This window comes from Actinomycetospora aeridis (genome assembly GCF_037400275.1).
In the GTDB taxonomy this organism is placed as follows: domain Bacteria; phylum Actinomycetota; class Actinomycetes; order Mycobacteriales; family Pseudonocardiaceae; genus Actinomycetospora; species Actinomycetospora aeridis.
Genome location: NZ_JBBEGL010000001.1, coordinates 763635 through 789043 on the forward strand (window position 1 = coordinate 763635; position 25409 = coordinate 789043).

General features: G+C 74.4%; 23 protein-coding genes and 1 tRNA gene. 16 read left to right on the forward strand and 8 right to left on the reverse strand.

Going from position 1 to position 25409, the window contains the following annotated elements; all coding sequences use genetic code 11:
* Window positions 1-23: 23 nt before the first annotated feature.
* Window positions 24-359 (reverse strand): DUF1330 domain-containing protein, encoded by a 336-nt coding sequence (locus WCD41_RS03625; protein WP_337712004.1) that lies wholly within the window; start codon window positions 357-359, stop codon window positions 24-26.
* A 203-nt stretch (window positions 360-562) separates the two neighbouring features.
* Here WCD41_RS03625 and WCD41_RS03630 point away from each other — a divergent pair, with 203 nt between their 5' ends.
* Genes WCD41_RS03630 through WCD41_RS03655 form a run of 6 tightly spaced genes read left to right on the forward strand, consistent with a single transcriptional unit; the run spans window position 563 to window position 5307 of the window.
* A complete protein-coding gene (locus WCD41_RS03630; protein WP_373695066.1) occupies window positions 563-2932 on the forward strand; it encodes a xanthine dehydrogenase family protein molybdopterin-binding subunit in 2370 nt (789 codons plus the stop codon).
* A 10-nt stretch (window positions 2933-2942) separates the two neighbouring features.
* The gene (locus WCD41_RS03635) at window positions 2943-3422 is read left to right on the forward strand and encodes a (2Fe-2S)-binding protein (RefSeq protein WP_337712005.1); all 480 of its coding nucleotides are present in this window, start codon (window positions 2943-2945) and stop codon (window positions 3420-3422) included.
* 44 nt (window positions 3423-3466) lie between these two features.
* The gene (locus WCD41_RS03640; protein WP_337712006.1) at window positions 3467-3775 is read left to right on the forward strand and encodes a hypothetical protein; all 309 of its coding nucleotides are present in this window, start codon (window positions 3467-3469) and stop codon (window positions 3773-3775) included.
* A 47-nt stretch (window positions 3776-3822) separates the two neighbouring features.
* A complete protein-coding gene (gene tatA / locus WCD41_RS03645) occupies window positions 3823-4083 on the forward strand; it encodes a Sec-independent protein translocase subunit TatA (RefSeq protein ID WP_337712007.1) in 261 nt (86 codons plus the stop codon).
* A 3-nt stretch (window positions 4084-4086) separates the two neighbouring features.
* Window positions 4087-4995, forward strand: a complete 909-nt coding sequence (gene tatC / locus WCD41_RS03650) for a twin-arginine translocase subunit TatC (RefSeq protein ID WP_337712008.1) — start codon at window positions 4087-4089, stop codon at window positions 4993-4995.
* An 18-nt stretch (window positions 4996-5013) separates the two neighbouring features.
* Complete coding sequence (locus WCD41_RS03655; RefSeq protein ID WP_337712009.1) at window positions 5014-5307, forward strand: twin-arginine translocase TatA/TatE family subunit; 294 nt, start codon at window positions 5014-5016, stop codon at window positions 5305-5307.
* A gap of 35 nt (window positions 5308-5342) precedes the next feature.
* Here the strand turns inward: WCD41_RS03655 and WCD41_RS03660 are convergent, their stop codons facing one another.
* The 4 genes from WCD41_RS03660 to WCD41_RS03675 form a co-directional block, all read right to left on the reverse strand.
* The gene (locus WCD41_RS03660) at window positions 5343-6134 is read right to left on the reverse strand and encodes a sulfite oxidase (protein ID WP_337712010.1); all 792 of its coding nucleotides are present in this window, start codon (window positions 6132-6134) and stop codon (window positions 5343-5345) included.
* A 169-nt stretch (window positions 6135-6303) separates the two neighbouring features.
* Window positions 6304-6444 carry a hypothetical protein gene (locus WCD41_RS03665; RefSeq protein WP_337712011.1) on the reverse strand — a complete coding sequence of 47 codons (141 nt, stop codon included), beginning with the start codon at window positions 6442-6444 and terminating at the stop codon, window positions 6304-6306.
* 97 nt (window positions 6445-6541) lie between these two features.
* Window positions 6542-7489: a carbon-nitrogen hydrolase family protein gene (locus tag WCD41_RS03670; protein ID WP_337712012.1), complete on the reverse strand. Its 948-nt coding sequence runs from the start codon at window positions 7487-7489 to the stop codon at window positions 6542-6544.
* Entirely contained in the window at window positions 7486-8343 is an 858-nt protein-coding gene (locus WCD41_RS03675) for a class I SAM-dependent methyltransferase (protein ID WP_337712013.1), read from the reverse strand. The genes WCD41_RS03670 and WCD41_RS03675 overlap by 4 nt, the downstream gene beginning before the upstream one ends.
* Window positions 8344-8470: 127 nt before the next feature.
* Here WCD41_RS03675 and WCD41_RS03680 point away from each other — a divergent pair, with 127 nt between their 5' ends.
* Window positions 8471-11701: an ATP-binding protein gene (locus tag WCD41_RS03680; RefSeq protein ID WP_337712014.1), complete on the forward strand. Its 3231-nt coding sequence runs from the start codon at window positions 8471-8473 to the stop codon at window positions 11699-11701.
* Window positions 11702-11815: 114 nt separating this feature from the next.
* Here WCD41_RS03680 and WCD41_RS03685 read toward each other — a convergent pair.
* Window positions 11816-11890: transfer RNA gene (locus tag WCD41_RS03685), tRNA-Arg, on the reverse strand.
* Between the two features lie 51 nt (window positions 11891-11941).
* Between WCD41_RS03685 and WCD41_RS03690 the strand changes: the two genes are divergently transcribed.
* Window positions 11942-12940 (forward strand): NAD(P)-binding domain-containing protein, encoded by a 999-nt coding sequence (locus tag WCD41_RS03690; RefSeq protein WP_337712015.1) that lies wholly within the window; start codon window positions 11942-11944, stop codon window positions 12938-12940.
* Between the two features lie 112 nt (window positions 12941-13052).
* The gene (locus WCD41_RS03695; RefSeq protein WP_337712016.1) at window positions 13053-13973 is read left to right on the forward strand and encodes an endonuclease domain-containing protein; all 921 of its coding nucleotides are present in this window, start codon (window positions 13053-13055) and stop codon (window positions 13971-13973) included.
* 132 nt (window positions 13974-14105) lie between these two features.
* Here the strand turns inward: WCD41_RS03695 and WCD41_RS03700 are convergent, their stop codons facing one another.
* Both WCD41_RS03700 and WCD41_RS03705 read right to left on the reverse strand, forming a co-directional pair.
* The gene (locus WCD41_RS03700; RefSeq protein WP_337712017.1) at window positions 14106-14879 is read right to left on the reverse strand and encodes a DUF305 domain-containing protein; all 774 of its coding nucleotides are present in this window, start codon (window positions 14877-14879) and stop codon (window positions 14106-14108) included.
* 2 nt (window positions 14880-14881) lie between these two features.
* Window positions 14882-15775 (reverse strand): thioredoxin-like domain-containing protein, encoded by an 894-nt coding sequence (locus WCD41_RS03705; RefSeq protein ID WP_337712018.1) that lies wholly within the window; start codon window positions 15773-15775, stop codon window positions 14882-14884.
* Between the two features lie 122 nt (window positions 15776-15897).
* On the opposite strand from WCD41_RS03705, the gene argS reads away from it, so the two are divergent.
* From argS to rpmE, 7 genes are all read left to right on the forward strand, one after another.
* Window positions 15898-17550 carry an arginine--tRNA ligase gene (gene argS, locus WCD41_RS03710; RefSeq protein WP_337712019.1) on the forward strand — a complete coding sequence of 551 codons (1653 nt, stop codon included), beginning with the start codon at window positions 15898-15900 and terminating at the stop codon, window positions 17548-17550.
* 37 nt (window positions 17551-17587) lie between these two features.
* A complete protein-coding gene (lysA, locus tag WCD41_RS03715; protein WP_337712020.1) occupies window positions 17588-19012 on the forward strand; it encodes a diaminopimelate decarboxylase in 1425 nt (474 codons plus the stop codon).
* Window positions 19009-20394 (forward strand): homoserine dehydrogenase, encoded by a 1386-nt coding sequence (locus WCD41_RS03720; RefSeq protein WP_337712021.1) that lies wholly within the window; start codon window positions 19009-19011, stop codon window positions 20392-20394. The genes lysA and WCD41_RS03720 overlap by 4 nt, the downstream gene beginning before the upstream one ends.
* 5 nt (window positions 20395-20399) lie before the next feature.
* A complete protein-coding gene (gene thrC, locus WCD41_RS03725) occupies window positions 20400-21482 on the forward strand; it encodes a threonine synthase (RefSeq protein ID WP_337712022.1) in 1083 nt (360 codons plus the stop codon).
* A gap of 14 nt (window positions 21483-21496) precedes the next feature.
* Window positions 21497-22423, forward strand: a complete 927-nt coding sequence (gene thrB / locus WCD41_RS03730) for a homoserine kinase (protein WP_337712023.1) — start codon at window positions 21497-21499, stop codon at window positions 22421-22423.
* A 414-nt stretch (window positions 22424-22837) separates the two neighbouring features.
* Window positions 22838-25021, forward strand: coding sequence for a transcription termination factor Rho (rho, locus tag WCD41_RS03735; protein WP_337712331.1), 2184 nt, complete (start codon window positions 22838-22840; stop codon window positions 25019-25021).
* A gap of 146 nt (window positions 25022-25167) precedes the next feature.
* On the forward strand, window positions 25168-25389 hold the full coding sequence (gene rpmE, locus WCD41_RS03740) for a 50S ribosomal protein L31 (RefSeq protein ID WP_337712024.1): 222 nt from the start codon (window positions 25168-25170) through the stop codon (window positions 25387-25389).
* The last annotated feature ends 20 nt before the right edge of the window (window positions 25390-25409 follow it).

Sequence of the window (25409 nt, forward strand, 5' to 3'; positions counted from 1 at the left end):
CCGACCCGGGGGCAGCCCGGTCGTCACACGTCCCGGTCGTTCAGCACGGGCCGCAGATCCTCGAGCTTGTCGTAGGCCCACCAGAGGTAGTTCTCGGTGCCGCCCTCGCGCAGCGGGTGGAGGTCGACGTGGTCGGGGTCGTCCTTGAACGCCTCGAACGCCTCGGCCGAGGGCCACTCGACGAGCACGAGGACCTGACGCGGGGAACCGCCCAGGCTGGGGGACCGCTCGCTCCGCCTGCCGAGCGCGACGACACGACCGCCGTACTTGCCGGCCGCCGCCACCGAGCGTCTCGAGTAGGCCTTGTAGTCGTCGTTCGGGGCGAGATCGAAGAGGTTCAGGGCGTAGACCGCGCTCATGGCGGCAGTCTGCCCCCCACGACGGCAGCCGTTCACGCGACGTTCGACAGGGTTATGACGGAGCGTCATCGGAATCCCATGTTTACACACCGAACGAGCTAATAGTCCATTCGGCGTCTGCCTCGTTACTTCATCGAGACCATCACCACCGGGACGTCGCCTTGACACGGGGCGGCTTTACGGGATCTTGAGACGAGGCAACGTTGCCGAACCACCGCATCGCGCCGGCGCCACCACGGCGTCGACACCGCCCGACGAGGGCCGACGTCGGTCCCGCCGACCAGGGTCGCCGTCGGTTCCTGGGTCTGGTCGTCGCGGCGCCCGTGCTCGTCGCCGCGGCCGAGATCGGGCGGCAGACGATCTTCGACTCCGTGCCGAACGCGTCGGCCGCGGCGCTGCCGTCCGAGCCGCAGACGCCGGAGCTCTACGACCTGCTGGACGCGCTGCGCGACGCGGCACGCCCCACGGCGAACCTCATCCAGGTCAAGGTCGACCGGGACGGCTCCGTCTCGTTCGAGCTCCCCCGCTCCGACAACGGGCAGGGGATCATCACCTCGACGCAGATGATCATCGCAGAGGAGATGGGCATCGACCCGGACCAGGTAAACGTCACCCTGGCCGACGCCCGTCCGGAGCTCGTGTTCAACCAGCTCACCGGCGGCTCCAACACGACGTTCACCACCTTCACCCCGATCCGGGTGGCCGCGGCCCTCGCGGCCGGGCGGCTGCTCGACGCGGCGGCCGCCGAGCTCGGCCAGGAGAGCAGCGTCCTCACCAGCCGGGGTGGCGCGATCATCGGCCAGAACGGCGAGTCGCTGCCGTTCGGCGAGCTCACCGAGGCCGCGGCGAGCCCGGTGACCGAGGCGGTCGAGGTCGCGCTGAAGCCGCGCGAGGAGTTCACGGTCATCGGCACGTCGCGGACGAAGTCCGACGCGCGCGCCATGGTCACCGGCAAGAAGAAGTTCGTCACCGACCTGCAGGTGCCCGACGCCCTGCCGACGGTGATCTGCCGCGCGCCCGACCTCAACGGGTCCCCGGACGACGTCGAGAACCTCGACGAGGTCCGGACCATGCCCGGGGTCACCGACGTCGTCCAGGTCAGCACCGGGGTGGCGGTGCGGGCGCGGACCTTCGGGCAGGCCGTCGACGCGGTGAACGCCCTGCGGGTCTCGTGGGAGGGCGGCACGGTCGCCGGGGAGGACGACGACTCCGTCCTCGCCCAGGTGCGCGGGGGTGAGCTGCCGCTGGCGGTCCCGGACGTCGGCGGCAACACCGTCGAGGGCGAGTTCACCTTCTACTTCCGCAGCGGCTCCCCGCTGGAGACGAACGCGGCGATCGCCGACGTCCGCGAGGACTCCGCGGAGATCTGGAGCCCCTGCAAGAACCCGATCGCCGCGCAGGCCGAGATCGCCCGGAAGCTGGACATGCCGCAGAGCGCGGTGACGTTCCGCGTCCCGGAGGGCGGCGGGTCGTTCGGGCGCAAGCTCTTCTTCGACGCCGCGCTCGAGGCCGCCGAGGTCTCGCAGGAGATGGGCAAGCCCGTCAAGCTGATGTGGACCCGGGCCGACGACTCCCGCCAGGGCCGCACCCACCCGCTGTGCACCTCGCGGGTGCGTGCGGTGGTGGCCGGCGACGCGGTGGCCAGCTTCGAGCTGCGCCACACCAGCGTCGCCACCGAGGTCAACCCGGGGCTCGGCGAGCCGATCACCGCGGCCGCGGTGAAGGCGCCGCTGGGCAACCTGACGCTCTCGGAGAGCGTCTTCGAGCTGACCCAGGTCACGCCCTACAACTTCGGGGCGAACACCCGGCTGCTCAACGAGGTCGAGATGGGCTTCAACACCAGCTCGACGCGCAACATCTACTCCCCGGACGTCGCCACCGCGCGCGAGCTGATGGTGGACAAGATCGCGGAGGCGATGGGCAAGGACCCGTACGAGTTCCGGTCCGAGTTCATCAAGCTGGACCGCTGGAAGAACGTCCTGGACCGGGTGGCCGAGGAGGCCGACTGGGGCAAGTCGATGCCCGAGGGCACGGCCCAGGGGATCGCCTTCCACACCGAGTACAAGGGCGCCGCGGCCGCCGTCGTCGAGATCGACTGCCGGCCGGAGACGGTCAACCGCCAGATCCGCTCCGCGCGGACCGGGCCCCGCGTGACCAAGGTGACCTACGTCGTCGACATCGGCATCGTGGTCAACCCACGCGGCGTCAAGGCGCAGATGCAGGGCGGGATCATGGACGCCATCGGCAACACCCTGACCGCGGGCCTGCACCTGCGCGACGGGCACTTCGTCGAGGCCAGCTGGGACAACTACTTCTACACCCGGCAGTGGAACACCCCGGACGAGATCGACGTCATCGTCATCGAGGACTCCGAGGCCCCCGAGCCCGGCGGCGTCGGCGAGTTCGGTGTCGCGGCGACCAGTGGGGCGATCGCCTGCGCCTACGCGCGGGCGACCGGCACGACGCCGGAGTACTTCCCGATCCTGCACAAGGAACCGCTGCCGTTCGAGCCGTACCCGACCGTCCCGCCGATCCCGCCGTCGCCCACCGACGGCCTCGAGAAGACGACCTGAGGACATCCCCATGCCCACACACACGTTCAAGCTCAACGGCGAGCAGGTGTCGGTCGACGTCGAGGACGACGTCCGGCTGCTCTGGGTGATCCGCGACCTGCTCGGGGTCACGGGCCCGAAGTACGGCTGCGGCATCAACGTCTGCAAGGCCTGCACCAGCCACATCAACGGCCGGGGCTTCAACCCCTGCTCGGTGCCGGTCGGCGCCATCAAGCCGACCGACGAGGTCACCACCATCGAGGGTCTCGCCGACACCGCTCCGGGCGGCGGGCTGCACCCCATGCAGCAGGCCTGGATCGACAACGACGTCGCGCAGTGCGGCTACTGCCAGCCCGGCCAGATCATGGCCGCCGTCGCCAAGGTGAAGCAGGCCCGCGCCGAGGGTCGCGACATCGACGACGCCGTGCTCGACGAGATCCGCAACATCTGCCGGTGCGGCACCTACTACCGCATCCGCGAGGCCATCCAGGCCGGCGCCGAGAACATGTGATCGCCGCCCCGACACCCGCTCCCCGACCCCGAAGGAAGCTCCCCATGTCGAACCCGAAGCGCCGCCGCGGCACCGCCGCCGCCCTGGGCCTCGCCGCCACCGTCCTGCCCGTGATGGCGGCCGGGACCGCGCAGGCCGAGGAGACCGGCTACCCCAGCACGCAGAGCCCGACCCAGGCCCTCGACGCCGTGCTCGGCACCGGCCGCACCACCACCGAGTCGTCCGCCGACGCCGTCAACGGCGAGGACCGCGCGCCCGGCGTGGACGGCCTCGAGACCGAGTTCCCCGAGGCCGACCCCCGCTACGTCGAGGGCCCGGTCGGCGGCCTCCTCCTCGGCGGCCCGTTCAGCTGAGTCCGGCGTCCCACGCCGCCACCACGTCGCTCGTCGAAGGGAACGTCATGACCGGAGCACTGAGCCCGTCCCACTGGGTGATCATCCTCGTCGTCCTGCTGCTGCTGTTCGGCGCGAAGCGCCTGCCGGACGCCGCCCGCGGCATCGGCCGCTCGCTGCGCATCTTCAAGGCCGAGACGTCGGCGCTCTCGGAGGAGGACGCCGCCGCGAAGGGCACGAAGGACGCCGAGCCGGCCGCCCTCGCGCCCACTCCGGCGCCCACCCCCGCACCCGCCCCGGCCCACACCTCGAACGGCTCGCGGGTCTGACCCGTGTCCACACCGACCCGCCGCATGCCGCGGTGGTGGCCCGGGCGGCGGCGCCGGGAGACCGAGGAGGCGATGACGCTCCTCGACCACCTCCACGAGCTGCGCCGCCGCCTGGCCTGGGCCCTGGTCGCGATCGCCGTCGGCACCCTGCTCGGGTTCGTCTGGTACGAGAACTCGATCCTCGGCGTGCCGAGCCTCGGCTCGCTGCTCATCCAGCCCTACTGCTCGCTGCCCCCGACGGCCCGGGCGGGGCTGAACGGCACCGACTGCCGCCTGCTCGCCACCGGTCCGTTCGACCAGTTCCTGCTGCGCGTCAAGGTGGCGGCGACCGCCGGGGTGGTGCTGTCCGCCCCGGGGTGGCTCGGCCAGCTGTGGGCGTTCGTCACGCCGGGCCTGCGACGCAGCGAGAAGCGCGGCGCCGTCGCGTTCATCGGCACGGCGTCGCTGCTGTTCGCGGGCGGTGCGGTGCTGGCCTACCTCGTCGTGGCCCAGGCGCTGAGCTTCCTGCTCATGATCGGCAACTCGGTGCAGACGACGGCGCTGCGCGGCGACGAGTACTACTCGCTGGTCCTGTCGCTCATGGTCGTCTTCGGCGTCGGGTTCCTGACGCCGCTGGTCGTCGTCATGCTCAACCGCGTCGGCGTCGTCTCCTACGCGAAGCTCGCGAGCTGGCGGCGCGTCATCATCTTCAGCGCCTTCCTGTTCGCCGGGATCGCGACGCCGGGTGGTGACCCGATCTCCATGGCGGTGCTCGGCGTGGCCCTCTGCGTGCTGCTCGAGCTGGCCATCCAGGTCTGCCGCCTGCACGACCGCCGCCGGGCTCGTCGCGACCCGGGCTGGGAGGACCTCGACGACGACAGCGCGTCGCCCCTGCCCGACGCCGACCCCGACCCGCTCTCGAAGGGAGTCTGACCCGTGTTCGGTCTGGGCATGGGTGAGCTCGTGCTGCTCGCCCTCATCGGGTTCTTCGTCATCGGGCCGGAACGGCTCCCGGGCGCGATTCGCTCGCTGGCCGGCGCCGTGACGCAGGCCAAGCAGTACGCGGCCTCGATGCGCGAGCAGGTCGACTCCGCCGCCGATCTCGCCGAGGTCCGCCGGCAGCTCGACGAGCTCCGCGAGCCGCTGGCCGAGATCCGCTCGGCGGACCCGCGCCGTGCGGTGCGGGAGGCGTTCCGCGACGTCCCGCAGCCGACACGTCCCCCGCGGACGCGCTCGCACATCTGAGATGCGGGGTCCTCCCACGGTGTGCTCATCGGTCCTCACGGCTGGACGGTGAGGTCCACGGCGGGCCAGGCGTTGTTGATGTAGCCCTTGGGGTTCCAGAGGCTGGCGGAGTGCTCGGGCTGCAGGGCCGCGGTGCTGTCCCAGGCGCGGGCGACGACGTGGTGCTCACCGGGGGGCAGGTGCAGGTTCGTGTGCCAGAACCGCCAGGCCCACGGGCCGAGCTGTTCGTCGAGCTCGGCCTGGTGCCAGGTGCGGCCGCCGTCGGCGGAGACGTCGACGCGCACGATCTCCCGGTCCTCGCCGGCGAAGGCGTAGCCGGCGACCTCGGTGGGCCCGGTCGTCACGCCGGCGCCGTCGTCGGGGCGCAGGATCGCGGAGTTCAGCGCGACGGCGGTCAGCTCGACCCCGTCGCCCGGGGCGGGGTCGTCGTGCTCGGGCGGCAGGAGCCGGTAGGCGCTCTGCTGGAAGAAGTTGTCCGAGGGACGGTCCTGGGCGGTGACCCGCTCGACCCACTTGACGCTGCGGGCGCCGATCCAGCCCGGGACGACGACGCGCACCGGCGCGCCGTGGGCGACGGTGAGGGGTTCGCCGTTCATCTCCCAGGCCAGCAGCACCTCGGGGCTCGTGGCCTTGTCGACGGTGATCGACCCGCCGTAGGGCGCCGGCGGGCTGGCCTCGGGGGCGACGTCCGGGGCGACGAACGCGATGTCGGTGGCGTCGCGACGGACCCCCGCGGCGGCGAGCACGTCGGCGAGCCGGATGCCGGTCCAGCGAGCGGTGGAGGTCGCTCCATCCCCCCACGGGTGCTGCCCGGGGATGTCGCGCACGGCGAGCAGCCCGGCGCGGCGGTTGCCGGCGCACTGCAGGGCGGCAGCAGGTACTCGGCCACCGTGAGGCTCGCCGCGATGCGCAGCCGGCCGGCGTGCTCGGCGCGCAGCGCGGCGACACCCTCCTCCATCGCCCACGCGGCGTCGATCGCGCTGCGGGCCCAGTCCGTCACCAGGGCGCCGGCCTCGGTGAGCCGTGTCCCCCGGGGCGAGCGTGTGCCGCGGCCGCGCGGCCCATGCTGCCGAGCTCGGCCACCGACAGCAGCACGTCGTAGGACGCGAGATCGGCGACGCGCGCGGGCAGGGCCATCGGCCCAGGTGATGGGTCTCCGTGGTGGGCGCGCTGCCTGCCGAGCCCGCGATCGCGGGGTCAGGATGCCGTCCGTCGGTCACCGGGAACCTTGCCGTCACCAGCCGGCTCCCGAGCGTTGCGCGACGAACCGGGCGGACGTGCGCGCCGTCGTGTCGACGTCGAGCGCGAACACGTCCGGCCGGGCGTAGTGGCCGGCCGGGTCGAACTCCCGGCGGGCCAGCCGCGCGGTGGCCACGTCGATCTCGGCGTACAGGATGCCCTCCGCGTGGAGCAGCGGGCCGGCCAGGACCGACCCGTCCGGCCCGACGATCGCCGCCCCGCCGTGCGACATGGTGTCCTCCTCACCGCCGTAGAGCGCGTCCCGGTCGGGCAGGGAGGACGGCACGTCGCAACCCCGCAGGTAGGAGTTCGTGCCGACGACGAACGTCCGCCCCTCCCGAGCGACGTGCCGGAGCGTGGAGAGCCAGCAGTCGCTGGTGTCCCACGTCGGCGCCAGGTGGATGTCCATCCCGCGGGCGTAGAGCGCCGCCCGGGCCAGCGGCATGTAGTTCTCCCAGCAGATCAGCCCGCCGAGCCGGCCGAACGGGGTGTCCAGCACGGTCAGCGACGAGCCGTCGCCCTGGCCCCACACCGTGCGTTCGCCCCCGGTCGGCATGAGCTTGCGGTGCCGTCCGGCGAGCGATCCGTCGGGAGCGAAGTACAGCAGCGTGTTGTAGAGCGTCCCGCCCGACGGGTCCCGCTCGTTCACGCCGACGGCCAGCCACGCCCCGGCCGACCGCGCGGCGTCGCCCATCCGGCGGGTCGCGGCCGAGGGGACCTCGACCGCCTGGTCGGCGAGCTCGCGGTAGTAGCCGGCGTCGCGCCAGGCCGGGATCCGCCACACCCAGTCCGGGTAGGTCGGGACGAACGCCTCGGGGAACACGATGAGGCCGGCGTCCTCGGCCGCGGCCTTCGCCGTGAGGTCGGTGACCTTCTCGACGGTCGCGTCACGGTCCAGGAACACCGGGGTGGCCTGCACCGCGGCCGCGACGACGGGCCTCACTTCACGCCCCACGCGACGACGAGCTCGCAGGGGCCCTCGAAGCCGTCGCCGGTTTCGTGGGCGGCCAGCTCCTCGGTGATCTCCTGCCACGCCGCGTCGCGCTCTTCGGGCGACAGCCCGGCCAGCATCTGGTGCAGCGCGCCGAACGACTCCCGTTCGAAGCGCACGCACTCGGCCGCCGACGGCAGGCGCAGCGGGGCCGGCACGGTCCTTCCCCCGACGTCGCGGAAGCCGGCCCGGCGCAGCGCGTCCTCCAGCACGCCGGGCCCGCCGAGGCTGAACGGCCCCGGCTGGCCGGGCGCCGGTGCGGGCAGCTGCGCACGCCGCCGGATGATCGACACCGGGACGGAGAAGAACGCGTTGCGCTCGGCCGTCGAGTAGACGACCGCGGCCACCCGCCCGCCCGCTCGCAGCGCCCGGTACTGGCCGGCCAGCGCGGCGGCACGGTCCGGGAAGTAGATCAGGCCGAGCCGGGAGACGACGGCGTCGAACGTGCCGGCCTCGACGTCGAGCCGCTCGCCGTCCAGCTCCCGGACCCGCACGACATCGTCCAGGCCCTCGGCGGCGGCGTCCGCGGCCGCGCGCTCCAGGATCGCCGGGCTGATGTCGGTGGCCAGGACGTGCCCGGAGGGCGCGACCCGCCGGGCCGCGGCGAGCGTCTGGCCACCGGCGCCGGCCGCGACGTCGAGCACGGCGCTGCCCGCGGTCACGTTTGCGGCGTCCAGCATCAGTGTGGTCGCCTCGCCGAGCCAGGTCTCCAGTGTCGGTCCCCAGGCGTGCCAGGCCGGGGCCGCGTCCTGCCACTGGGCTCGGGTCGTCTCCTTGTACCGGACGGGGTCGAACGTGACGGACATGGAGAGCTCCTCGTCGATCGGTGCGGACTGGTCCCACCCAGACGGCGCCAGGAACCGGCTGGCACCCGTCAGGACCCGGCGCGCGACCCGCGCGATCGGATCGGGCGTCGCGGCATAATCCCGACGCATGGCGTTCGTGGGCCGCGCCCGTGCGTTGTCCCGCCTCCTCGACGCCGTCGAGGAGGCGGCCGACGGGCGGGCCCGCCTCGTGCTGGTCGGCGGCGAGGCCGGCATCGGCAAGACGACGCTCGTCGGCGAGGCGGCCACCCGCAGCGGATGGTCGGTCGGATGGGGGACCTGCGCGGATGCGGACCGGGCCCCCGCGTTCTGGCCGTGGACCACGGCTTTGCGCGGCCTGCGCGCGACCGTCCCGGATGACGCGCCACCGGCCGCCGACGCCGCCGAGCTGGCCCGGCTCCTCCCGGAGCTGACCGAGGCGGGCACCCCGGCCGTCGAGCCCTCGGCCGACCCGGACGCGGCCCGGCTGCGCCTGTTCGACGCCGTCGCCCGGTTCCTGGAGCGGCTCGCCCGGCGCGCACCGGTGATCGTCGTACTGGACGACCTGCAGTGGGCCGACGAGTCCACGCTGGCGCTGCTGAGCTTCGTCACGCGGCCGTACCGGCCTGTGCCGCTGGTGATCGTCGCGGCGTACCGGCCCGACGAGCTCGACGCCGGACGGGCCGCGACGGTCGCCGAGCTGGCCGCGCGCGGGGGATCGCTGCTGCTGCACGGCCTCTCCGGCGGCGAGGTGCACGAGCTGGTCGGCGCCGTGGCCGGCTCCGCCATCGCCGAGCGGTGGGCGGCCGAGGTGCACCGGCGCACGGACGGCCGCCCGTTCCTGGTGCACCAGCTCGCGGAGATGCTCGCCGACCCGGCGCAGCCCGCGGACGCCGTGCCCAGCGCCGCGCGCGACCTCGTGCTGCGCCGGGTGGACCGGCTCGGCGAGGGCAGCCGCCGGCTCGTCGAGGCCGCCGCGGTGGCCGGCACGGAGCTGCTGCCCGACGTCCTCGGCGAGGTCTGCGGCGTCGGCGCGACCGAGTTGGCCGAGCGAGTGGCCGACGGCGTGCGCGTAGGGGTGCTCGTCGCCGGCGCGGCCGGGTCGCGGACGAGGCTGGCGCACGATCTGGTCCGGGAGACCGTCACGGCGGAGCTCCCGGTAGCGCGGCGGCTGGAGCTCCACCAGCAGCTCGTCGAGACGCTCGAACGCAGGCACGCCCGCGGACTCCCGGTCGAGGCGGCGGACGTGGCCCGGCACGCCGCCGCAACCGTCCCTCTGCGGGGCAGCGCACCTGCCGTGCACTGGGCACGCACGGCGGCCGCCGCCGAACGGTCCCGGCTCGCGTTCGCCGAGGCCGCCACCCACCTCGCCCGCGCCCGCCGGGCCATCGAGGACGCGGGAGCACCGGACACCGGACCGCAGCTGATCGACCTGCTCGTCGACGAGGCCGACGCGCGGGCCCGCTCCGGCGATGCGTCCGCAGCCCGGATCCTGCTCGACGACGCCCGCCGCCGGGCCGGGGCGCTCGGCGACGCCGATCGCCTCGGCCGGGTCGCGCTCGGTGTCCAGCGCCTGGGCGCGCGGTTCGCGATGGCCCGCGCCGCGATCGTCGAGGAACTCGAGACGGCGCTGGCCGGGGTGCGCGGTACCGGCACCGCGCTGGAGGCCGAGCTCACCGCCGGCCTCGCCCGCGAGCTGCACCACTCGGTGCCCGCCCACCGGCCGCGGGCGGCGCCGCTGTCCGAGCGGGCGCTGGACGTGGCTCGCACGCTGGACGATCCGGCCACGCTGGCCGCCTGCCTGCTCGCCCGGCACGACGTGCTGTGGACACCCGGGCGGGCCGCGACCCGCCACGAGCTCGCCCGGGAGATCACGACGCTGGCCGAGCGCACCGGTGACGCCGAGCGGCACGCCGAGGGTCTCCTGCTGACCGCGAACGCGCTGCTCGAGCTGGGGTCGGCGGCGTTCCGCGCCGTGCTCGGCGACTACCTGCACGCTGCGGAGCGGTTCCGCCAGCCCCGGCACGACTACCTGGCGCTGACCCGGCGCGCCGCGCTGGCCGTCGTCGACGGACGGCTGGATGTCGGCGAGCGGCTGATCGACGAGGCGAGCGCACTCGGCGAGCGGCTCGGCGAGCCGGACACCGGCAACGTGCGGATGTCCCAGCTGCTGGGGCTGGTCCGCGCGCGCGGCGACCCCGACCTGCTGCGGGCCACCGCGGCGGAGGCCGTGCGGTGGTGGGTCGGCGTCCCCTCCCACGCGCACGCTGTGGCCGCCGGGTTCCTGGCGCTGAGCGGGGAGCCGGACGACCTCGACGGCGCGCGCCGCCACCTGGACATCGTGCTGGCGCTGGACACGTGGCGCGACGACCGCTCATACCTGTGGCCGGTGTTCGTCGGCGGTATGACGACGGCCGCGGTGCGACTCGACGACCGCGCGGTGTGCGCCCAGCTTCTGGCCGAGCTGGAACCGGTCACTGACGCGTGCGGGGTGAACGGAGCCCTGGTCTGCTTCATGGGCAGCAACGCCCACTGGGCCGGCGTACTGGCGGCTGCGCTGGGCCGCCGGGCCGACGCCGAGCGATGGATGTGCCAGGCGCTCGAGGTGCACCGGCGGCTCGGGGCCCGCGCGTGGGAGGCCGAGACGGGTGCGGAGCTGGCGACGCTCGGGGCCGGGGACGGCCATCGCGAGCGGGCCGCGCGGACGGCCGCAGAGCTGGGCCTGCACGCCGTGACCGCGCGGCTGGGCGGCACGGCGGCGTCCGGCGTGCGGGACGGTCCCGGCGACCCGCCGACCGACGCCGAGCTGCGCCGCGACGGCGAGCTGTGGCGCGTCCGCCACGGCGCCACGACCGTGCACCTGCCCGCTCTGAAGGGGCTGGCCGATCTCGCCGCGCTGCTCGCGCGGCCAGGCTGCGAGATCCACGTCCTGGAGCTCGCCGGCGCGGTCGAGCACGACCCCGAGGGCGGTCCGCTGCTCGACGCCACCGCCCGGGCCGCCTACCGGCGCCGCCTGGCCGAGCTCGACGACGACCTCGCGTCGGCCCACCGTGATCACGACATCGGACGGAAGGAGCGCGCCGACGCCGAGCGCACGGCGCTGCTCGAACAGCTTCGGGAGTCCGCCGGGCTGGCCGGCCGCGACCGGCCGCTCGGCGCCGGGACGACGGAACGGGCACGGAAGGCCGTCAGCGCCCGGCTGCGGGAGGCGACCCAGCGCGTCGGGGCCGTCCTCCCCGAGCTCGGCGCGCACCTCGACCGATCCGTACAGACCGGCACGCACTGCCGGTACGACCCGCGGGAGCGCATGACCTGGACGGTGCACCCGGCGACACCGCCGGCCGGTCGCAAGCGGAGGTAGGACCTGGCTGTCGTTGGTCGGGCGGAAGCGGCGACTGGACCGCCGGATCACGTCACGCCCGTGTCACGACGCGTCCGGTCGATCATTCGACGGAGCGTCGACGCAGGTCGACCGTGGTGCCCCCGGCAGGATTCGAACCTGCGCTCCCGCCTCCGGAGGGCGGTGCTCTATCCCCTGAGCTACGGGGGCGGACCGGTGGCAACACTAGCGCACGAGCAGGGGAGCACCGACGCTCGGGTGATGGCACACGCAGAGATCCATCGTGACCGCAGCATCGACGCCGCGGACCTCACGGCGCTGTCCGGGCGGACGATCGGCGTGATCGGGTTCGGCAACCAGGGCGCGGCCCAGGCGGCGAACCTGCGAGACTCGGGGCACGCGCCGGTCGTCGGGAACCGGGACGACGCGTACGCCGCGTCGGCGGCCGAGGAGGGCTTCGACCTGCGCTCGATCGCCGACGCGACCGACGCCGCCGACGTCGTGCTCCTGCTGGTGCCCGACGAGGTGCAGCCGGAGCTCGTGCGGTCCGAGATCGCGCCCGGTCTGCGGGCGGGGGACACGCTGGTCGTGGCGTCGGGCTACAACTTTCACTTCGGGCTGCTGGAGGTGCCCGACGGCGTCGACGTCGTCATGGTGGCGCCGCGGATGATCGGCGCGGCGGTGCGCGACCGCTACGTGGACCGGCACGGCTTCCCGTGCTTCGTCTCGGTCGAGCGCGACGCCACCGGGCGGGCGTGGGAGACGACGCTCGCCGTCGCCCGGGCGATCGGGGGCACGCTCGGCGGCGCGATCGTCTCCAGCGCGCGGGAGGAGGCGGCGCTCGACCTGTTCAGCGAGCAGGCGGTGTGGCCGGCGATCCTCGACGTCGTGCGCACGGCGCACCGGGTCGCGATCGAGGCGGGCTTCAGCGAGGAGGCCGTGCTCAACGAGCTCTACCTGTCCGCCGAGCCCGCCGAGGTGTTCGCGCACGTGGCCCGCGACGGGCTGTTCGGGCAGCTCGGGCTGCACTCGCGGACGTCGCAGTACGGGCAGCTGCGGGCGCTGCGCGCGCTCGAGTCCCACGACGAGCAGGCGTCGCGCTTCGCGCGCGTGATGCACGACGACATCCTGTCCGGGGACTTCGCGCGGGAGTGGAGCCGTCCCGAGGCCGGCGAGCGGCTCGACGCGCTGCGGCGAGAGGCGGGCGAGAGCCCGATCGCGGCGGCCGAGGCCGAGGTGCGGGCACGCCTGGGCCCTTGATCGTGAGCTCGGTGACCGATACCCGCAGATTCACGGGGAATCCGTCACCGGGTTCCCGACCTTGCGCGGAACCGGATGGATCCGTGGCGAGCGCCGCTGCGTCGAACCCTGCATGAGCACCCACCAGCAGATGTCCGAGCTCCGTCGTCTCGTCCGCCTCCAGCACGGGGTCCTGAGCCTCGCCCAGGCCCGGGTCGCCGGGCTGAGCGAGGACACCATCGCCCGCCGTCTCGCGGCGAAGGCGTGGCGACGCGCAGGCCCGCGGGTGTTCCACGTCCTCGAGCACGACGAGACGCCCGCGTCGAGGACGTTCGCGGCGATGTTGTCGGTCGGCGACGGGGCCGTGCTCGTCGGCCGGTCCGCGGCGTGGTGGTGGGACCTCCTCGACGCCGCTCCCGGCCGGGTCGAGATCGCGGTCGATCGTGACCGCCAGGTCCGGCCCCGCGACGGCGTCCTCATGTCGCGTCGCACGGTCGACGCCGCCGACCGCACCCGCCATCGGGGCCTGGCCGTGACGTGCCGGGCCCCGACGGTGCTCGACGCCGGGGTGCGGATGGGGCTGACCGAGGGGGCGCGCCTGATGGATCGCGCGCTGCTCCGGCGTCGCGTGGGTCTCCCGGCCCTCGTGTCGGCGCACCACCGTGCGGCCGGGCGGCGGGGCGCGCCGCTGGCCGGTGAGCTGATCGTCCTCGCGGCGGGCGGAGCGCGGTCGGAGGCCGAGCGTCGGGCACACCGGCTGATCAGGGATGCCGGGATCCGCGGGTGGATCGCGAACACCGAGGTCGTCCTGCCCGGCTACGGGCGCGCCGTCGGCGACGTCGTGTTCCCCGGGGACAAGGTGGTGCTCGAGATCGACGGGTGGGCATACCACCGCGACCTGCGTGCCTTCCTCACCGACGGGCCGCGGCAGTCGGCGCTCGCCGCCGAGGGCTGGGTCGTCGTGCGAACCCACTGGCACGAGCTGATGACCGACCCGGACGGGTTCCTGTCGCGTCTGCGTCGCACCCTGGCGTCGAGATCGGGACGGCGGTGACGATTCCCGCGCATCCGCGGGGTCCCGTCACCAGGATCGCGATCGAGGGCCCCGGGGATCGAGCGGGTGGATTTCCTGACGTCCAACGTCAGCGTGGCCGCCACGCTGACACCACCCCGTGTGTCGGAGCCGTTAGTTCATGCCGGGCATGTCGTGGGCCATGCCGGCGTGGGGGTCGGCGGGGGCCGGGAGGGGTGCCCCGCCGCGCTCGGCGAGCATCTGCGTCATCGTCGCCGACTCGGCGGACTGCGACGCCACCATGCTCTGGGCCAACGCGCGCACCGCGGGCACCGACGCCTCGGACGCCGCGGCCTGCATCATCGGCAGGCCGCCCTGGTGGTGGCGCAGCATGAGCTGCAGGAACGCCACGTCGAGCTCGCGGCCGGTGGAGGCGCGCATCCGGGCCAGGTCGTCGGGCGACGCCATGCCCGGCATCGCGGCCGTCGGCATGCCCATCCAGCCCATGTACTGCCCGCCGGGTGGCCTCAGCGGCTCGCCCCACAGGGTCAGCCAGCCCTCCATGCGCCCGACCTGCGAGGTCTGGGTCGACTCGATGTCGAAGGCGATCTGGCGCACCTGCGGGTCGGCGGTGTTGTTCCGCGCCCACACGGCCATCTCGACCGCCTGGCCGTGGTGCACGACCATGTCCTGGAGGAACCCGACGTCGATCGAGCCCTCGGCGGGGCCGTACGTCGTGGCGGTGGACCGGCCGAGCGCGATGCCGCCGATGACCCCGACGAGCACGAGCACCAGCGCGAGCCCTCCGGCGACGACCGCCTTGGCCCACCCCGGGCTCGCCGACCACCACCCGCCGGAGCCGCCGGAGCCGCCGCCGTCGTCCCCGTCGTCGTCGACGGGCGGGGGAGGGGGCGTGTCGACGCGGTCGACCTCGGTGTCGGCGGCCACGCTCAGCCCCCGTTCCCGGCCTGCGCGCCGCGCCCGTCCATCGTCACCGCGTCCGGCGGCGGGGGCGAGGCGTCGAAGGGCGGCGGGTTGTCCGGGTCGAAGTAGCCCGGCCCGAGGGCGTCGCAGCTGGCCCCGACCTCGGGGTAGGCGTACTGGTTCTGGCGCAGCGAGGAGATGAACTGGTCGATGCGCGGGTCGTTCGGGTCGCTGAGCTTGAGCTCGTGGCCCCACGACTGCAGCGAGATCGGCTGGTCGAGGCCCGGGTACGGCGACATCATCGTGTAGTCCTGGCCCTGCACCCGCGCCGCGAGCGCCTGCTGCGCCGGCCCCGAGATCTGGTCCGGGTTGTAGGCGATCCACACCGCGCCGTGCTCGAGGGAGTGGACCATGTTCTCGGTGCGCACCGGGGTCGGGTAGACGATGCCGGTGCACGCCGCCCAGTAGGCGTCGTGCGGGCCGCCGAACGGGGGCGAGCGGTCGTACGCGACGCGCTGCTGGGCGTTGACGTGCTGCTGACCCGCGTACTGCCCGGTGACGATGCCGGGGATCGCGAGCGACGGGTCGCGGTTGTCGTCGCTGGGGCGCCAGGCGCTGACCTCGCTCTCGCGGGAGAGCGCGAAGCCGATGACGCCGACCGCCAGCACCACGATCACCGCGATGGCGCCGATGAGCAGCCACGGGACCTGGCGCCGCGTGCCGGCGGCGGGGCGCTTGCCGCGGGTGACGGGGTTCGGGCCGCGCTTGGCGTTCGGCCGCTGCTGGGACCGCTGCCCGCTACCTCCGCGCGCCTGGCCGTTGCCGCTGCGTCCACCCCGTGCCGGGCCGGAGGACGACCTCGACCCGGAGCTCGACCCGGAGCTCGATCCGGACCTGCGGCCGGACCCACCACTCGCCATGGCCAGGAGTTTACGGAGGACGCCGTCACGCCTCCGTGACCCCCCGTGATCACCGGACGGGGCCACCCCACGGGTGACTCCGGGCCGAGAACGCGCAGGCCCCGGTCCCTAGAATCCTCGAGGTGACCCCCGCAGCCCTGGCCGACCTCCTGCACGCCGTCGCCGTGGACGTGCTCTCCGAGCGCGGCCTCGACACGACGGTGCTGCCCGAGACGGTCACGGTGGAGCGTCCGCGCAACCCCGAGCACGGCGACTACAGCACCAACCTCGCCATGCGCTCGGCGAAGAAGGCCGGGGTGCCGCCGGCCGACCTGGCGGGCTGGCTGGCCAAGCGCCTCGAGCAGGAGGACGGCATCGCCGCCGCCGAGGTCGCGGGCCCCGGGTTCCTCAACCTGCGCCTGGCCGCGGACGCGCAGGGCGGCATCGTCGCCGGTGTCCTCGCGGCCGGGGAGGCGTACGGGCACACCGACGCGCTGACCGGGCAGGCGATCAACCTCGAGTTCGTCTCCGCGAACCCCACGGGCCCCATCCACCTCGGGGGCACGCGGTGGGCGGCGGTCGGTGACGCGCTCGGTCGCGTCCTCGCGAGCCAGGGCGCCGCGGTCACCCGCGAGTACTACGTCAACGACGCGGGCGCGCAGATCGACCGGTTCGCCGAGTCGCTGATCGCGGCCGCCGAGGGGCGCCCGGTGCCGGAGAACGGCTACGGCGGGGCGTACGTCGCCGAGGTCGCGCAGAAGGTGGTCGACACCGAGCAGGGAGTGCTCGACCAGCCCGAGGGCGAGAAGCACGCCGCGTTCAAGCGCCTCGGCGTGCAGATCATGCTCGACGAGATGCGGGCGAGCCTCGACGGGTTCGGCACCCACTTCGACGTGTGGTCCTCCGAGCTCGCGCTGCACAGCTCCGGCGCCGTCGAGAAGGCCGTGCAGGACCTCAAGGACGACGACGCGCTGTACTTCGCCGAGGGCGCGTGGTGGATGCGCTCCACCGCGCAGGGCGACGACAAGGACCGCGTCGTCATCAAGTCCGACGGCACCCCGGCCTACATCGCGGGCGACATCGCCTACTACCGCGACAAGCGCGCCCGCGGCGCCGACCTCGCGATCTACATGCTGGGCGCCGACCACCACGGCTACATCCACCGCCTCAAGGCCGTCGCGGCGGCGTTCGGCGACGACCCGGCGCGCGTCGAGGTGCTCATCGGGCAGCTCGTGAACCTGGTGCGCGACGGCGCGCCGGTGAAGATGTCCAAGCGCGCCGGCACGATCATCACCTTGGAGGACCTCGTCGACGCCGTCGGCGTGGATGCCGCGCGCTACACGCTGGCGCGCAGCTCGGTCGACCAGGTGCTCGAGATCGACCTCGACCTCATCTCGAGCCGCACCAACGAGAACCCCGTGTTCTACGTGCAGTACGCCCACGCGCGGCTCGCGTCGCTGGCCCGCAACGCCGCCGACCTGGGCGTCTCGGCCGACGACCCGGACCTCGCGCTGCTGACCCACCCCCGCGAGGGCGACCTGATCCGCACGCTCGGGGAGTTCCCGCGCGTGCTGTCCTCGGCCGCGAGCCTGCGCGAGCCCCACCGGGTCGCGCGCTACCTCGAGGAGCTGGCCGGCACCTACCACCGCTTCTACGACTCCTGCCGCGTCCTGCCCCAGGGCGACGAGGAGCCCGCGGCCATCCACACCGCGCGCCTCGCGCTGTGCTCCGCGGCGCGCCAGGTGCTCGAGAACGGCCTGGGCCTGCTCGGCGTCAGCGCGCCCGAGCGCATGTGACCACTGGAAACCACGAGCAGAGCTGGTAGCACCCACGATGACCCGCGCCCATCCCGCCGGGCCCCGCCACGCCGACGTCATCCCGCAGCCCGAGGACGGCGCCGGCCCCCCGGACGCCGCGACCCTCGACGCGCTGCCCGCCGCCGTGTGGCCCCGCCACGCCGTGCGTGGCGACGACGGCGTCGTGCGCGTCGCCGGCGTCGACGTCCGCACCCTCGCCCGGGACCACGGCACGGCGCTGTTCGTCGTCGACGAGGCCGACTTCCGCTCGCGGTGCGCCGAGCACGCCGCCGCGTACGGCGACCCGGGCCTCGTGCACTACGCCGCGAAGGCGTTCCTCACCGCCGAGACCGCCCGCTGGGTCGCCGACGAGGGCCTCGGCCTCGACGTCTGCACCGAGGGGGAGCTGCTCACGGCGCTGCGCGGGGGCTTCCCGCCCGAGCGCATCACGGTCCACGGCAACAACAAGAGCCGCCACGAGCTCGCCGCGGCGCTCGACGCCGGCGTCGGGGCGATCGTCGTCGACTCCTACGTCGAGATCGCCCGGCTCGACGAGATCGCCCGCGGGCGCGACGTCCGGGCCGACGTCATGGTCCGCGTGACCGTCGGCGTCGAGGCCCACACCCACGAGTTCATCGCCACCGCCCACGAGGACCAGAAGTTCGGCTTCTCGCTGGCCGCGGGCGACGCCGCCGAGGCGGTGCGCCGGGTGATCAAGTCGCCGGGGCTGCACCTCGTCGGGCTGCACAGCCACATCGGCTCGCAGATCTTCGATGCCGACGGCTTCGAGCTGGCCGCGCGCCGCGTGATCGGGCTGCTCGCCGAGCTGCGCGACGAGCACGGCGAGGCCATCGCCGACGCCCTGGGCACCGTCGACCTCGGCGGCGGCATGGGCATCGCCTACACCGTCGCCGACCACCCCCGCTCGCCCGCGTGGATGGCGGGCGAGCTGCGCGCCATCGTCGAGCGGGAGTCGGCGCGGGTGGGCCTCGCGCCGCCGCGGATCGCCGTCGAGCCGGGCCGGGCGATCGTCGGCCCGGGCACGGTGACGCTCTACGAGGTCGGCACCGTCAAGGACGTCGAGCTCGGCGGGGGCGCGCGGCGCCGCTACGTCAGCGTCGACGGCGGGATGAGCGACAACATCCGCACCGCCCTCTACGACGCGCACTACGACTGCCGCCTGGTGTCACGCTCGGCCGCGAGCGCCCCGCCGGTGCGCTCCCGCGTCGTCGGGAAGCACTGCGAGTCCGGCGACGTCGTGGTGCGCGACTGCTGGCTGCCCGCCGACCTCGCGCCCGGCGACCTCGTCGCCGTCGCCGCGACCGGGGCCTACTGCTACGCGATGGCCAGCGCGTACAACAAGGTCCCGCGGCCCGCGGTCGTCGCCGTGGCCGACGGCACGTCGCGCCCGCTGCTGCGGCGCGAGACGCTCGACGACCTGGCGCGACTGGAGGTGTCATGACTCAGACACGGAGCGCAGCGGAGCTGGACCATCGACGCGCCGTGAACGTCGCCCTCCTGGGCGCCGGGGTCGTCGGCTCGCAGGTGGTCCGCCTGCTCACCGAGCAGGCCGACGAGCTCGCGGCCCGGATCGGGGCGCCGCTGCACCTCGTCGGGGTCGCGGTCCGCCGCCCGCAGCGCCATCCCGACGTGCCGGCCGACCTGCTCACCACCGACGCCGCCGAGCTGGTGTCCCGCGACGAGGTCGACGTCGTCGTCGAGCTGGTCGGGGGCATCGAGCCCGTGCGCGGGCTGCTGCTCACCGCGCTGAAGAACGGCAAGTCGGTGGTGTCGGCCAACAAGGCGCTGCTCGCCGAGGACGGCGCGGCGCTCGCGGCCGCCGCCGACGAGTCCGGCGCCGACCTCTACTACGAGGCCTCGGTGGCCGGCGCGATCCCGCTGCTGCGCCCGATCCAGCAGTCGCTGGCCGGCGACCGCATCGTGCGCGTGGCCGGCATCGTCAACGGCACCACCAACTTCATCCTCTCGGCGATGGCGTCCTCCGGGGCCAACTACACCGAGGCGCTCGAGGAGGCCGGCAGGCTCGGGTACGCCGAGGCCGACCCGACCGCCGACGTCGACGGCTACGACGCCGCCTCCAAGGCCGCGATCCTCGCGAGCCTCGCCTTCCACACCCGCGTCACCGCCGACGACGTGTACCGCGAGGGCATCCGCGACGTCACCGCCGCCGACATCGCCGCGGCCAAGGCGCTGGGCTGCACGGTGAAGCTGCTGGCGATCTGCGAGCAGACCGACGGCAGCGTGAGCGCCCGCGTGCACCCGGCGATGATCCCGCGCTCGCACCCGCTGGCCTCGGTCTCGGGCGCCTACAACGCGGTGTTCATCGAGGCCGCGGCCGCCGGGCAGCTGATGTTCTACGGCCAGGGCGCGGGAGGCCCGCAGACGGCGAGCGCCGTGCTCGGCGACCTCGTCGCGGCCGCGCGCAACCGCGTCATCGGCGGGCGCGGCCCCCGCGACACCGCCCACGCGGCGCTGCCGGTGCTCGCGATGGGCGACACCCACACCCGCTACCACGTCGCGCTCGACGTCACCGACCGCGCGGGCGTGCTCGCGCAGGTCGCGGGCGTGTTCGCCGAGCACGGGGTCTCGATCGCGACGGTCCGGCAGGAAGGCCGGGGCGGGACGTCCGGCAGTGACGCGGACGATGGCGCGCCCGGACCCAAGGACGCCACACTGGTGATCGTGACCCACTCGGCCTCCGACGCCGCGCTCGCCGCCACCGTCGAGGCCCTGACCGGTCTCGACGCCGTCCGCGGCGTCGCCGGCGTGCTGCGGGTCGAGGGACTGGGACGTCCGGTGACCGAGCTGGGGGGTGGATCGTGACCGTCATGCCTGCTCACGCGCTGGGGGCCCGCGTCGAGTGGCCCGGCATCATCGAAGCCTACCGCGACCGCATGCCCCGGGTGCAGCCCGGCTGGGGCGTCGTGACGCTGCGCGAGGGCGGCACGCCGCTGCTGCCGGCGCCGCACCTCTCCGAGCTCACCGGCTGCGAGGTCCACCTCAAGATCGAGGGCGCCAACCCGACGGGCTCGTTCAAGGACCGCGGCATGACCGTGGCGATGACCGAGGCCCTCGCCGGGGGCGCCCAGGCGGTGATCTGCGCGTCCACCGGCAACACCTCGGCCTCGGCCGCCGCCTACGCGACGCGGGCCGGCATGACCTGCGCGGTGCTGGTGCCGCAGGGCAAGATCGCGCTCGGCAAGCTCGCGCAGGCCACCGTGCACGGCGCGCGCATCCTGCAGCTCGAGGGCAACTTCGACGCCTGCCTCGAACTGGCCCGCCGCGCCGCCGAGCAGTACCCGATCGCCCTGGTCAACTCGGTGAACCCGGCGCGCATCGAGGGCCAGAAGACCGCGTCGTTCGAGATCTGCGACCAGCTCGGCCGCGCACCCGACGTCCACGCCCTGCCGGTGGGCAACGCCGGCAACATCACGGCCTACTGGCGCGGCTACACCGAGTACGCCGGCGACGGCGTCGTGGCCGGCACGCCCCGCATGCTCGGGGTGCAGGCGGCCGGGGCGGCCCCGCTCGTGCGCGGCGCGCCGGTGAGCGACCCGGAGACCCTGGCGACGGCCATCCGTATCGGCTCGCCCGCGTCCTGGGACGGCGCGATCGCCGCGCGCGACGAGTCCGCCGGTGAGATCACCATGGTCGACGACGACGCCATCCTCGAGGCCTACCGGCTGCTCGCCGCCCGCGAGGGCGTGTTCGTGGAGCCGGCCTCGGCGGCGTCGGTGGGCGGGCTGCTCGCCAAGGCCCGGTCCGGGCGCCTCGACAGCGGCCAGCTCGTCGTGTGCACGGTGACCGGGCACGGGCTCAAGGACCCCGCGACCGCGCTCGCCGACGCGTCCGACCCCGTCGTGCTCCCGCCGCAGGTGGACGCCGTCGCCGACGCCCTGGGCCTGCGCTGAGCGCCGGGGCGGAGGTGGCGGGCCGGGAGGCCGGCCACCTGGCGGACCTGCCCGCGGGCACCGTCGCACGCGTCCGGGTGCCGGCGACGTCGGCGAACCTCGGGCCCGGCTTCGACACCCTCGGCCTGGCGCTGGGGATGTGGGACGAGGTCGAGCTGTCGGTCGGCGACGGTGACCGCTGCTCGGTGGAGGTCGAGGGGGAGGGCGCGGCGCGCGTCCCCCGCGACGAGCGCCACCTCGTGCTGCGGGCCGCGCACGCGACGTTCGACCGGGCCGGGGCGCCGCGGGTGTCGCTGCGCCTGCGGTGTCGCAACGTCATCCCGCACAGCCGCGGGCTCGGGTCGTCGGCGGCCGCCGCCGTGGCCGGGATCGTGGCCGCCCGGGCGCTGCTGGAGCCGACGCACCCCCTCGGCGAGGACGCCGTGCTCGACCTCGCGGCGGGCTTCGACGGGCACGCCGACAACGTCGCGGCCTGCCTCTACGGCGGGCTCGTCGTGAGCTGGGGACACGAGGGCGCGTGGCACGCCGCGCACCTCACCCCGCACCCGACGCTGCGGCCGGTCGCGCTGGTCGCCGAGCGCTCCAGCTCCACCGAGGCCACCCGCGGCCTGCTGCCCGACCGCGTCCCGCACGCCGACGCGGCGTTCACCGCGGCCCGCTCGGCGCTGCTCGTGCACGCGCTGACCAGCGACCCCGCCCTGCTGCTCGCGGCCACCGAGGACCGCCTGCACCAGCCCTACCGGCGGCCCGCCTACCCGGAGACCGCCGCCGTCGTCGACGCCCTGCGCGGGGCCGGCGTCCCGGCGGTCGTGTCGGGGGCGGGGCCCACGGTGCTCGCCCTGACCCTCGACGGCCGCCTGCCCGACGACCTCGACACCGCCGGGTTCACCGTGCGCTCCCTCGCGGTCGACACCGAGGGCGCCCGGGTCGAGATCGTCTGAGGCGTTCCGGCCCCTGCGGCACGCGGGGGGTGGTTGTTGCCGGTCGCAGGGCCGGGGTCTACATTGAGGCCCACAGCGACCACGCGTGTGGCGCGTCGGTGCCTAGGTCCCGCCTCCGTTCGGGGCCACCCTCTTCCCCAGCCGCCGGGCCTCCCGGCGGACGGACACTCATGATCGCTGTACGAGAGTTCCGCGGGCCTTCCCACCCGAGACCGACAGTCGCCGGTCCGCCGGGTCGGTGACGGACCCGCGACCAGCCCCGCTGTGCGGGGCGGACACGTCCGCGGCCCGGGTTGGTCCCCGGGTCGGTCAGGAAGGACCTGCGTGACCGAAACCGACGTCATCTCCACCGACGGCGCCGACGGCGCCGCGACTCCCGCGCCCGAGCGGCGCCGGCGGGGAGGTGTTTCCGGAATGGTGCTCGCCGAGCTGCGCGACCTCGCGACCTCGCTCGGCGTCTCCGACACGACGGGGATGCGGCGCAACGACCTCATCGCCGAGATCAAGAAGCGGCAGTCCGGCGGTGGTGACCAGCTGCCGCTCGGTGAGGACGCCGCCGCCAACGGCGCGCCGGCCGAGGCCCCGGCGTCGGCGCCCGCGGAGGCCGCGACCGACGGCTCCGCCGAGGAGACCGCCCCGCCCCGGCGTCGCGGCGGTCGTCGGCGGGCCACCTCGGCCTCGGGCCCGCCGCCCGAGCAGACCCCGGCCGAGGTCACCGAGGCTTCCGACGACACCACCTCGACGAACGGGGCTGCTCCCACCGAGGCGCCCGTCGAGGCACCGGTCGAGCCGGCCGCCGTGACCGCGGCGTCCGACGCCGTGCCCGCCGCGGAGGCGGTGGCCGCCGCCGCGACCGAGGCGCCCACCGACACCCCCACCGACACCCCCACCGAGGCGCCGACCTCGTCGCGCCGGGGCCGTCGCGGCGCCCGCCGTGACGCCGGCCCGGGCGCGGAGGCGCCGGACGCCGCCGCAGCCGCGGACACCGAGGTCCCCGCTGCCGACACGGCGACCGACACGACCGACACCACCGACAGCGCGCCCGGCACCGAGCGCACCGACACCACACCCGACGGCGACGGTGACGGTGGCCGGGGTCAGTCCCGGCGCCAGCGCGACCGCGATCGTGACCGCGACCGTGACCGCCAGCAGGGCGGCCGGCCCGACCAGAACGGGCAGGGCCAGCAGGGCGGCCAGAACCAGGGCGGCCAGCAGGGCGGCCAGGGCGGCGGCCGCAACCAGCAGGGCAACCAGAACCAGGGTGGCCAGAACCAGGGCAACCAGCAGGGCGGCCAGCAGCAGACCAACCAGCGGGAGGACGACGAGGACGACGAGGACGGCGGCGGACGCCGCCGCGGCCGGCGTTTCCGCGACCGTCGCCGCAACCGCAACGACCGCGGCGAGCGCACCGAGCGCGGCGGCGGCCAGGGCGGCGGCGAGCCCGAGGTCCGCGACGACGACGTCCTCATCCCCGTCGCCGGCATCCTCGACGTGCTCGACAACTACGCGTTCGTCCGCACCTCGGGCTACGCGTCCGGGCCGAACGACGTCTACGTGTCGATGTCGCTGGTGCGCAAGCACGGCCTGCGCCGCGGCGACGCCGTCACCGGGCAGGTGCGCCAGCAGCGCGAGGGCGAGCAGAACCGCCAGAAGTTCAACCCGCTCGTCCGCATCGACTCGATCAACGGGCTCGACCCCGAGGCGGCGCGCAAGCGTCCGGAGTTCACCAAGCTCACCCCGCTCTACCCCAACGAGCGGCTGCGGCTCGAGACCGACTCGCACCTGCTGACGACGCGCGTCATCGACCTGGTCATGCCCGTCGGCAAGGGCCAGCGCGCGCTGATCGTCTCGCCGCCCAAGGCCGGCAAGACGATGGTGCTGCAGGCGATCGCCAACGCGATCACCACGAACAACCCCGAGGTCCACCTCATGGTCGTGCTCGTCGACGAGCGGCCGGAGGAGGTCACCGACATGCAGCGCTCGGTGAAGGGCGAGGTCATCGCCTCCACCTTCGACCGGCCGCCGTCGGACCACACCTCGCTCTCGGAGCTGGCCATCGAGCGGGCGAAGCGCCTGGTCGAGATGGGTCACGACGTCGTGGTCCTGCTCGACTCGATCACCCGCCTCGGCCGCGCGTACAACCTCGCGGCCCCGGCGTCCGGGCGCATCCTGTCCGGTGGTGTCGACTCCACCGCCCTCTACCCGCCGAAGCGCTTCCTCGGCGCGGCGCGGAACATCGAGGACGGCGGCTCGCTCACCATCTTCGCGACGGCCCTGGTCGAGACCGGGTCGACGATGGACACGGTGATCTTCGAGGAGTTCAAGGGCACCGGCAACGCCGAGCTCAAGCTCGACCGCAAGCTCGCCGACAAGCGCATCTTCCCCGCGATCGACCCCGATCCGTCGGGGACGCGCAAGGAGGAGCTGCTGCTCTCGCCGGACGAGATGGCGGTGACCCACCGGCTGCGCCGCGTGCTGGCCGCGCTGGACTCCCAGCAGGCGATCGAGCTCGTCCTCGACCGGCTGCGCAAGAGCCGGACGAACATCGAGTTCCTCATGCAGGTCGCGAAGACGACGCCCGGCAAGGACGACGACTGAGCTACCCCGAGCCGGGAACACCGCCGGCCCCGAGGTGGTTACACGGACCAGCGGGCGGTCCTGCGAGAATGGCCCGCGAGGCAGGTTCCGGTTCACCCCACGCACGACGGGGACCCGGCGACCATCACACGAGAGGACCCCGATCCGTGAAGAGCGGCATCCACCCCGATTACCACGAGACCCAGGTGCTGTGCGGCTGCGGCAACTCGTTCACCACCCGGAGCACCAAGCCGGGCGGCAACATCACCGTCGAGATCTGCTCCGCGTGCCACCCGTTCTACACGGGCAAGCAGCGGATCATGGACACCGGCGGCCGTGTGGCCCGCTTCGAGGCCCGCTACGGGAAGCGCACCCCGAACAAGAAGTAGCTCCCGCGACGCCCGTCGCC

Coding starts and splice junctions, on each gene's coding strand:
- WCD41_RS03625 (WP_337712004.1), bottom strand. CDS start 359: ATGAGCGCGGTCTACGCCCTGAACCTCTTCGATCTCGCCCCGAACGAC.
- WCD41_RS03635 (WP_337712005.1), top strand. CDS start 2,943: ATGCCCACACACACGTTCAAGCTCAACGGCGAGCAGGTGTCGGTCGAC.
- WCD41_RS03640 (WP_337712006.1), top strand. CDS start 3,467: ATGTCGAACCCGAAGCGCCGCCGCGGCACCGCCGCCGCCCTGGGCCTC.
- tatA (WP_337712007.1), top strand. CDS start 3,823: ATGACCGGAGCACTGAGCCCGTCCCACTGGGTGATCATCCTCGTCGTC.
- WCD41_RS03655 (WP_337712009.1), top strand. CDS start 5,014: ATGGGTGAGCTCGTGCTGCTCGCCCTCATCGGGTTCTTCGTCATCGGG.
- WCD41_RS03665 (WP_337712011.1), bottom strand. CDS start 6,444: ATGGCCCTGCCCGCGCGCGTCGCCGATCTCGCGTCCTACGACGTGCTG.
- WCD41_RS03675 (WP_337712013.1), bottom strand. CDS start 8,343: ATGTCCGTCACGTTCGACCCCGTCCGGTACAAGGAGACGACCCGAGCC.
- WCD41_RS03680 (WP_337712014.1), top strand. CDS start 8,471: ATGGCGTTCGTGGGCCGCGCCCGTGCGTTGTCCCGCCTCCTCGACGCC.
- WCD41_RS03690 (WP_337712015.1), top strand. CDS start 11,942: ATGGCACACGCAGAGATCCATCGTGACCGCAGCATCGACGCCGCGGAC.
- WCD41_RS03695 (WP_337712016.1), top strand. CDS start 13,053: ATGAGCACCCACCAGCAGATGTCCGAGCTCCGTCGTCTCGTCCGCCTC.
- WCD41_RS03705 (WP_337712018.1), bottom strand. CDS start 15,775: ATGGCGAGTGGTGGGTCCGGCCGCAGGTCCGGATCGAGCTCCGGGTCG.
- lysA (WP_337712020.1), top strand. CDS start 17,588: ATGACCCGCGCCCATCCCGCCGGGCCCCGCCACGCCGACGTCATCCCG.
- WCD41_RS03720 (WP_337712021.1), top strand. CDS start 19,009: ATGACTCAGACACGGAGCGCAGCGGAGCTGGACCATCGACGCGCCGTG.
- thrC (WP_337712022.1), top strand. CDS start 20,400: ATGCCTGCTCACGCGCTGGGGGCCCGCGTCGAGTGGCCCGGCATCATC.
- rho (WP_337712331.1), top strand. CDS start 22,838: ATGGTGCTCGCCGAGCTGCGCGACCTCGCGACCTCGCTCGGCGTCTCC.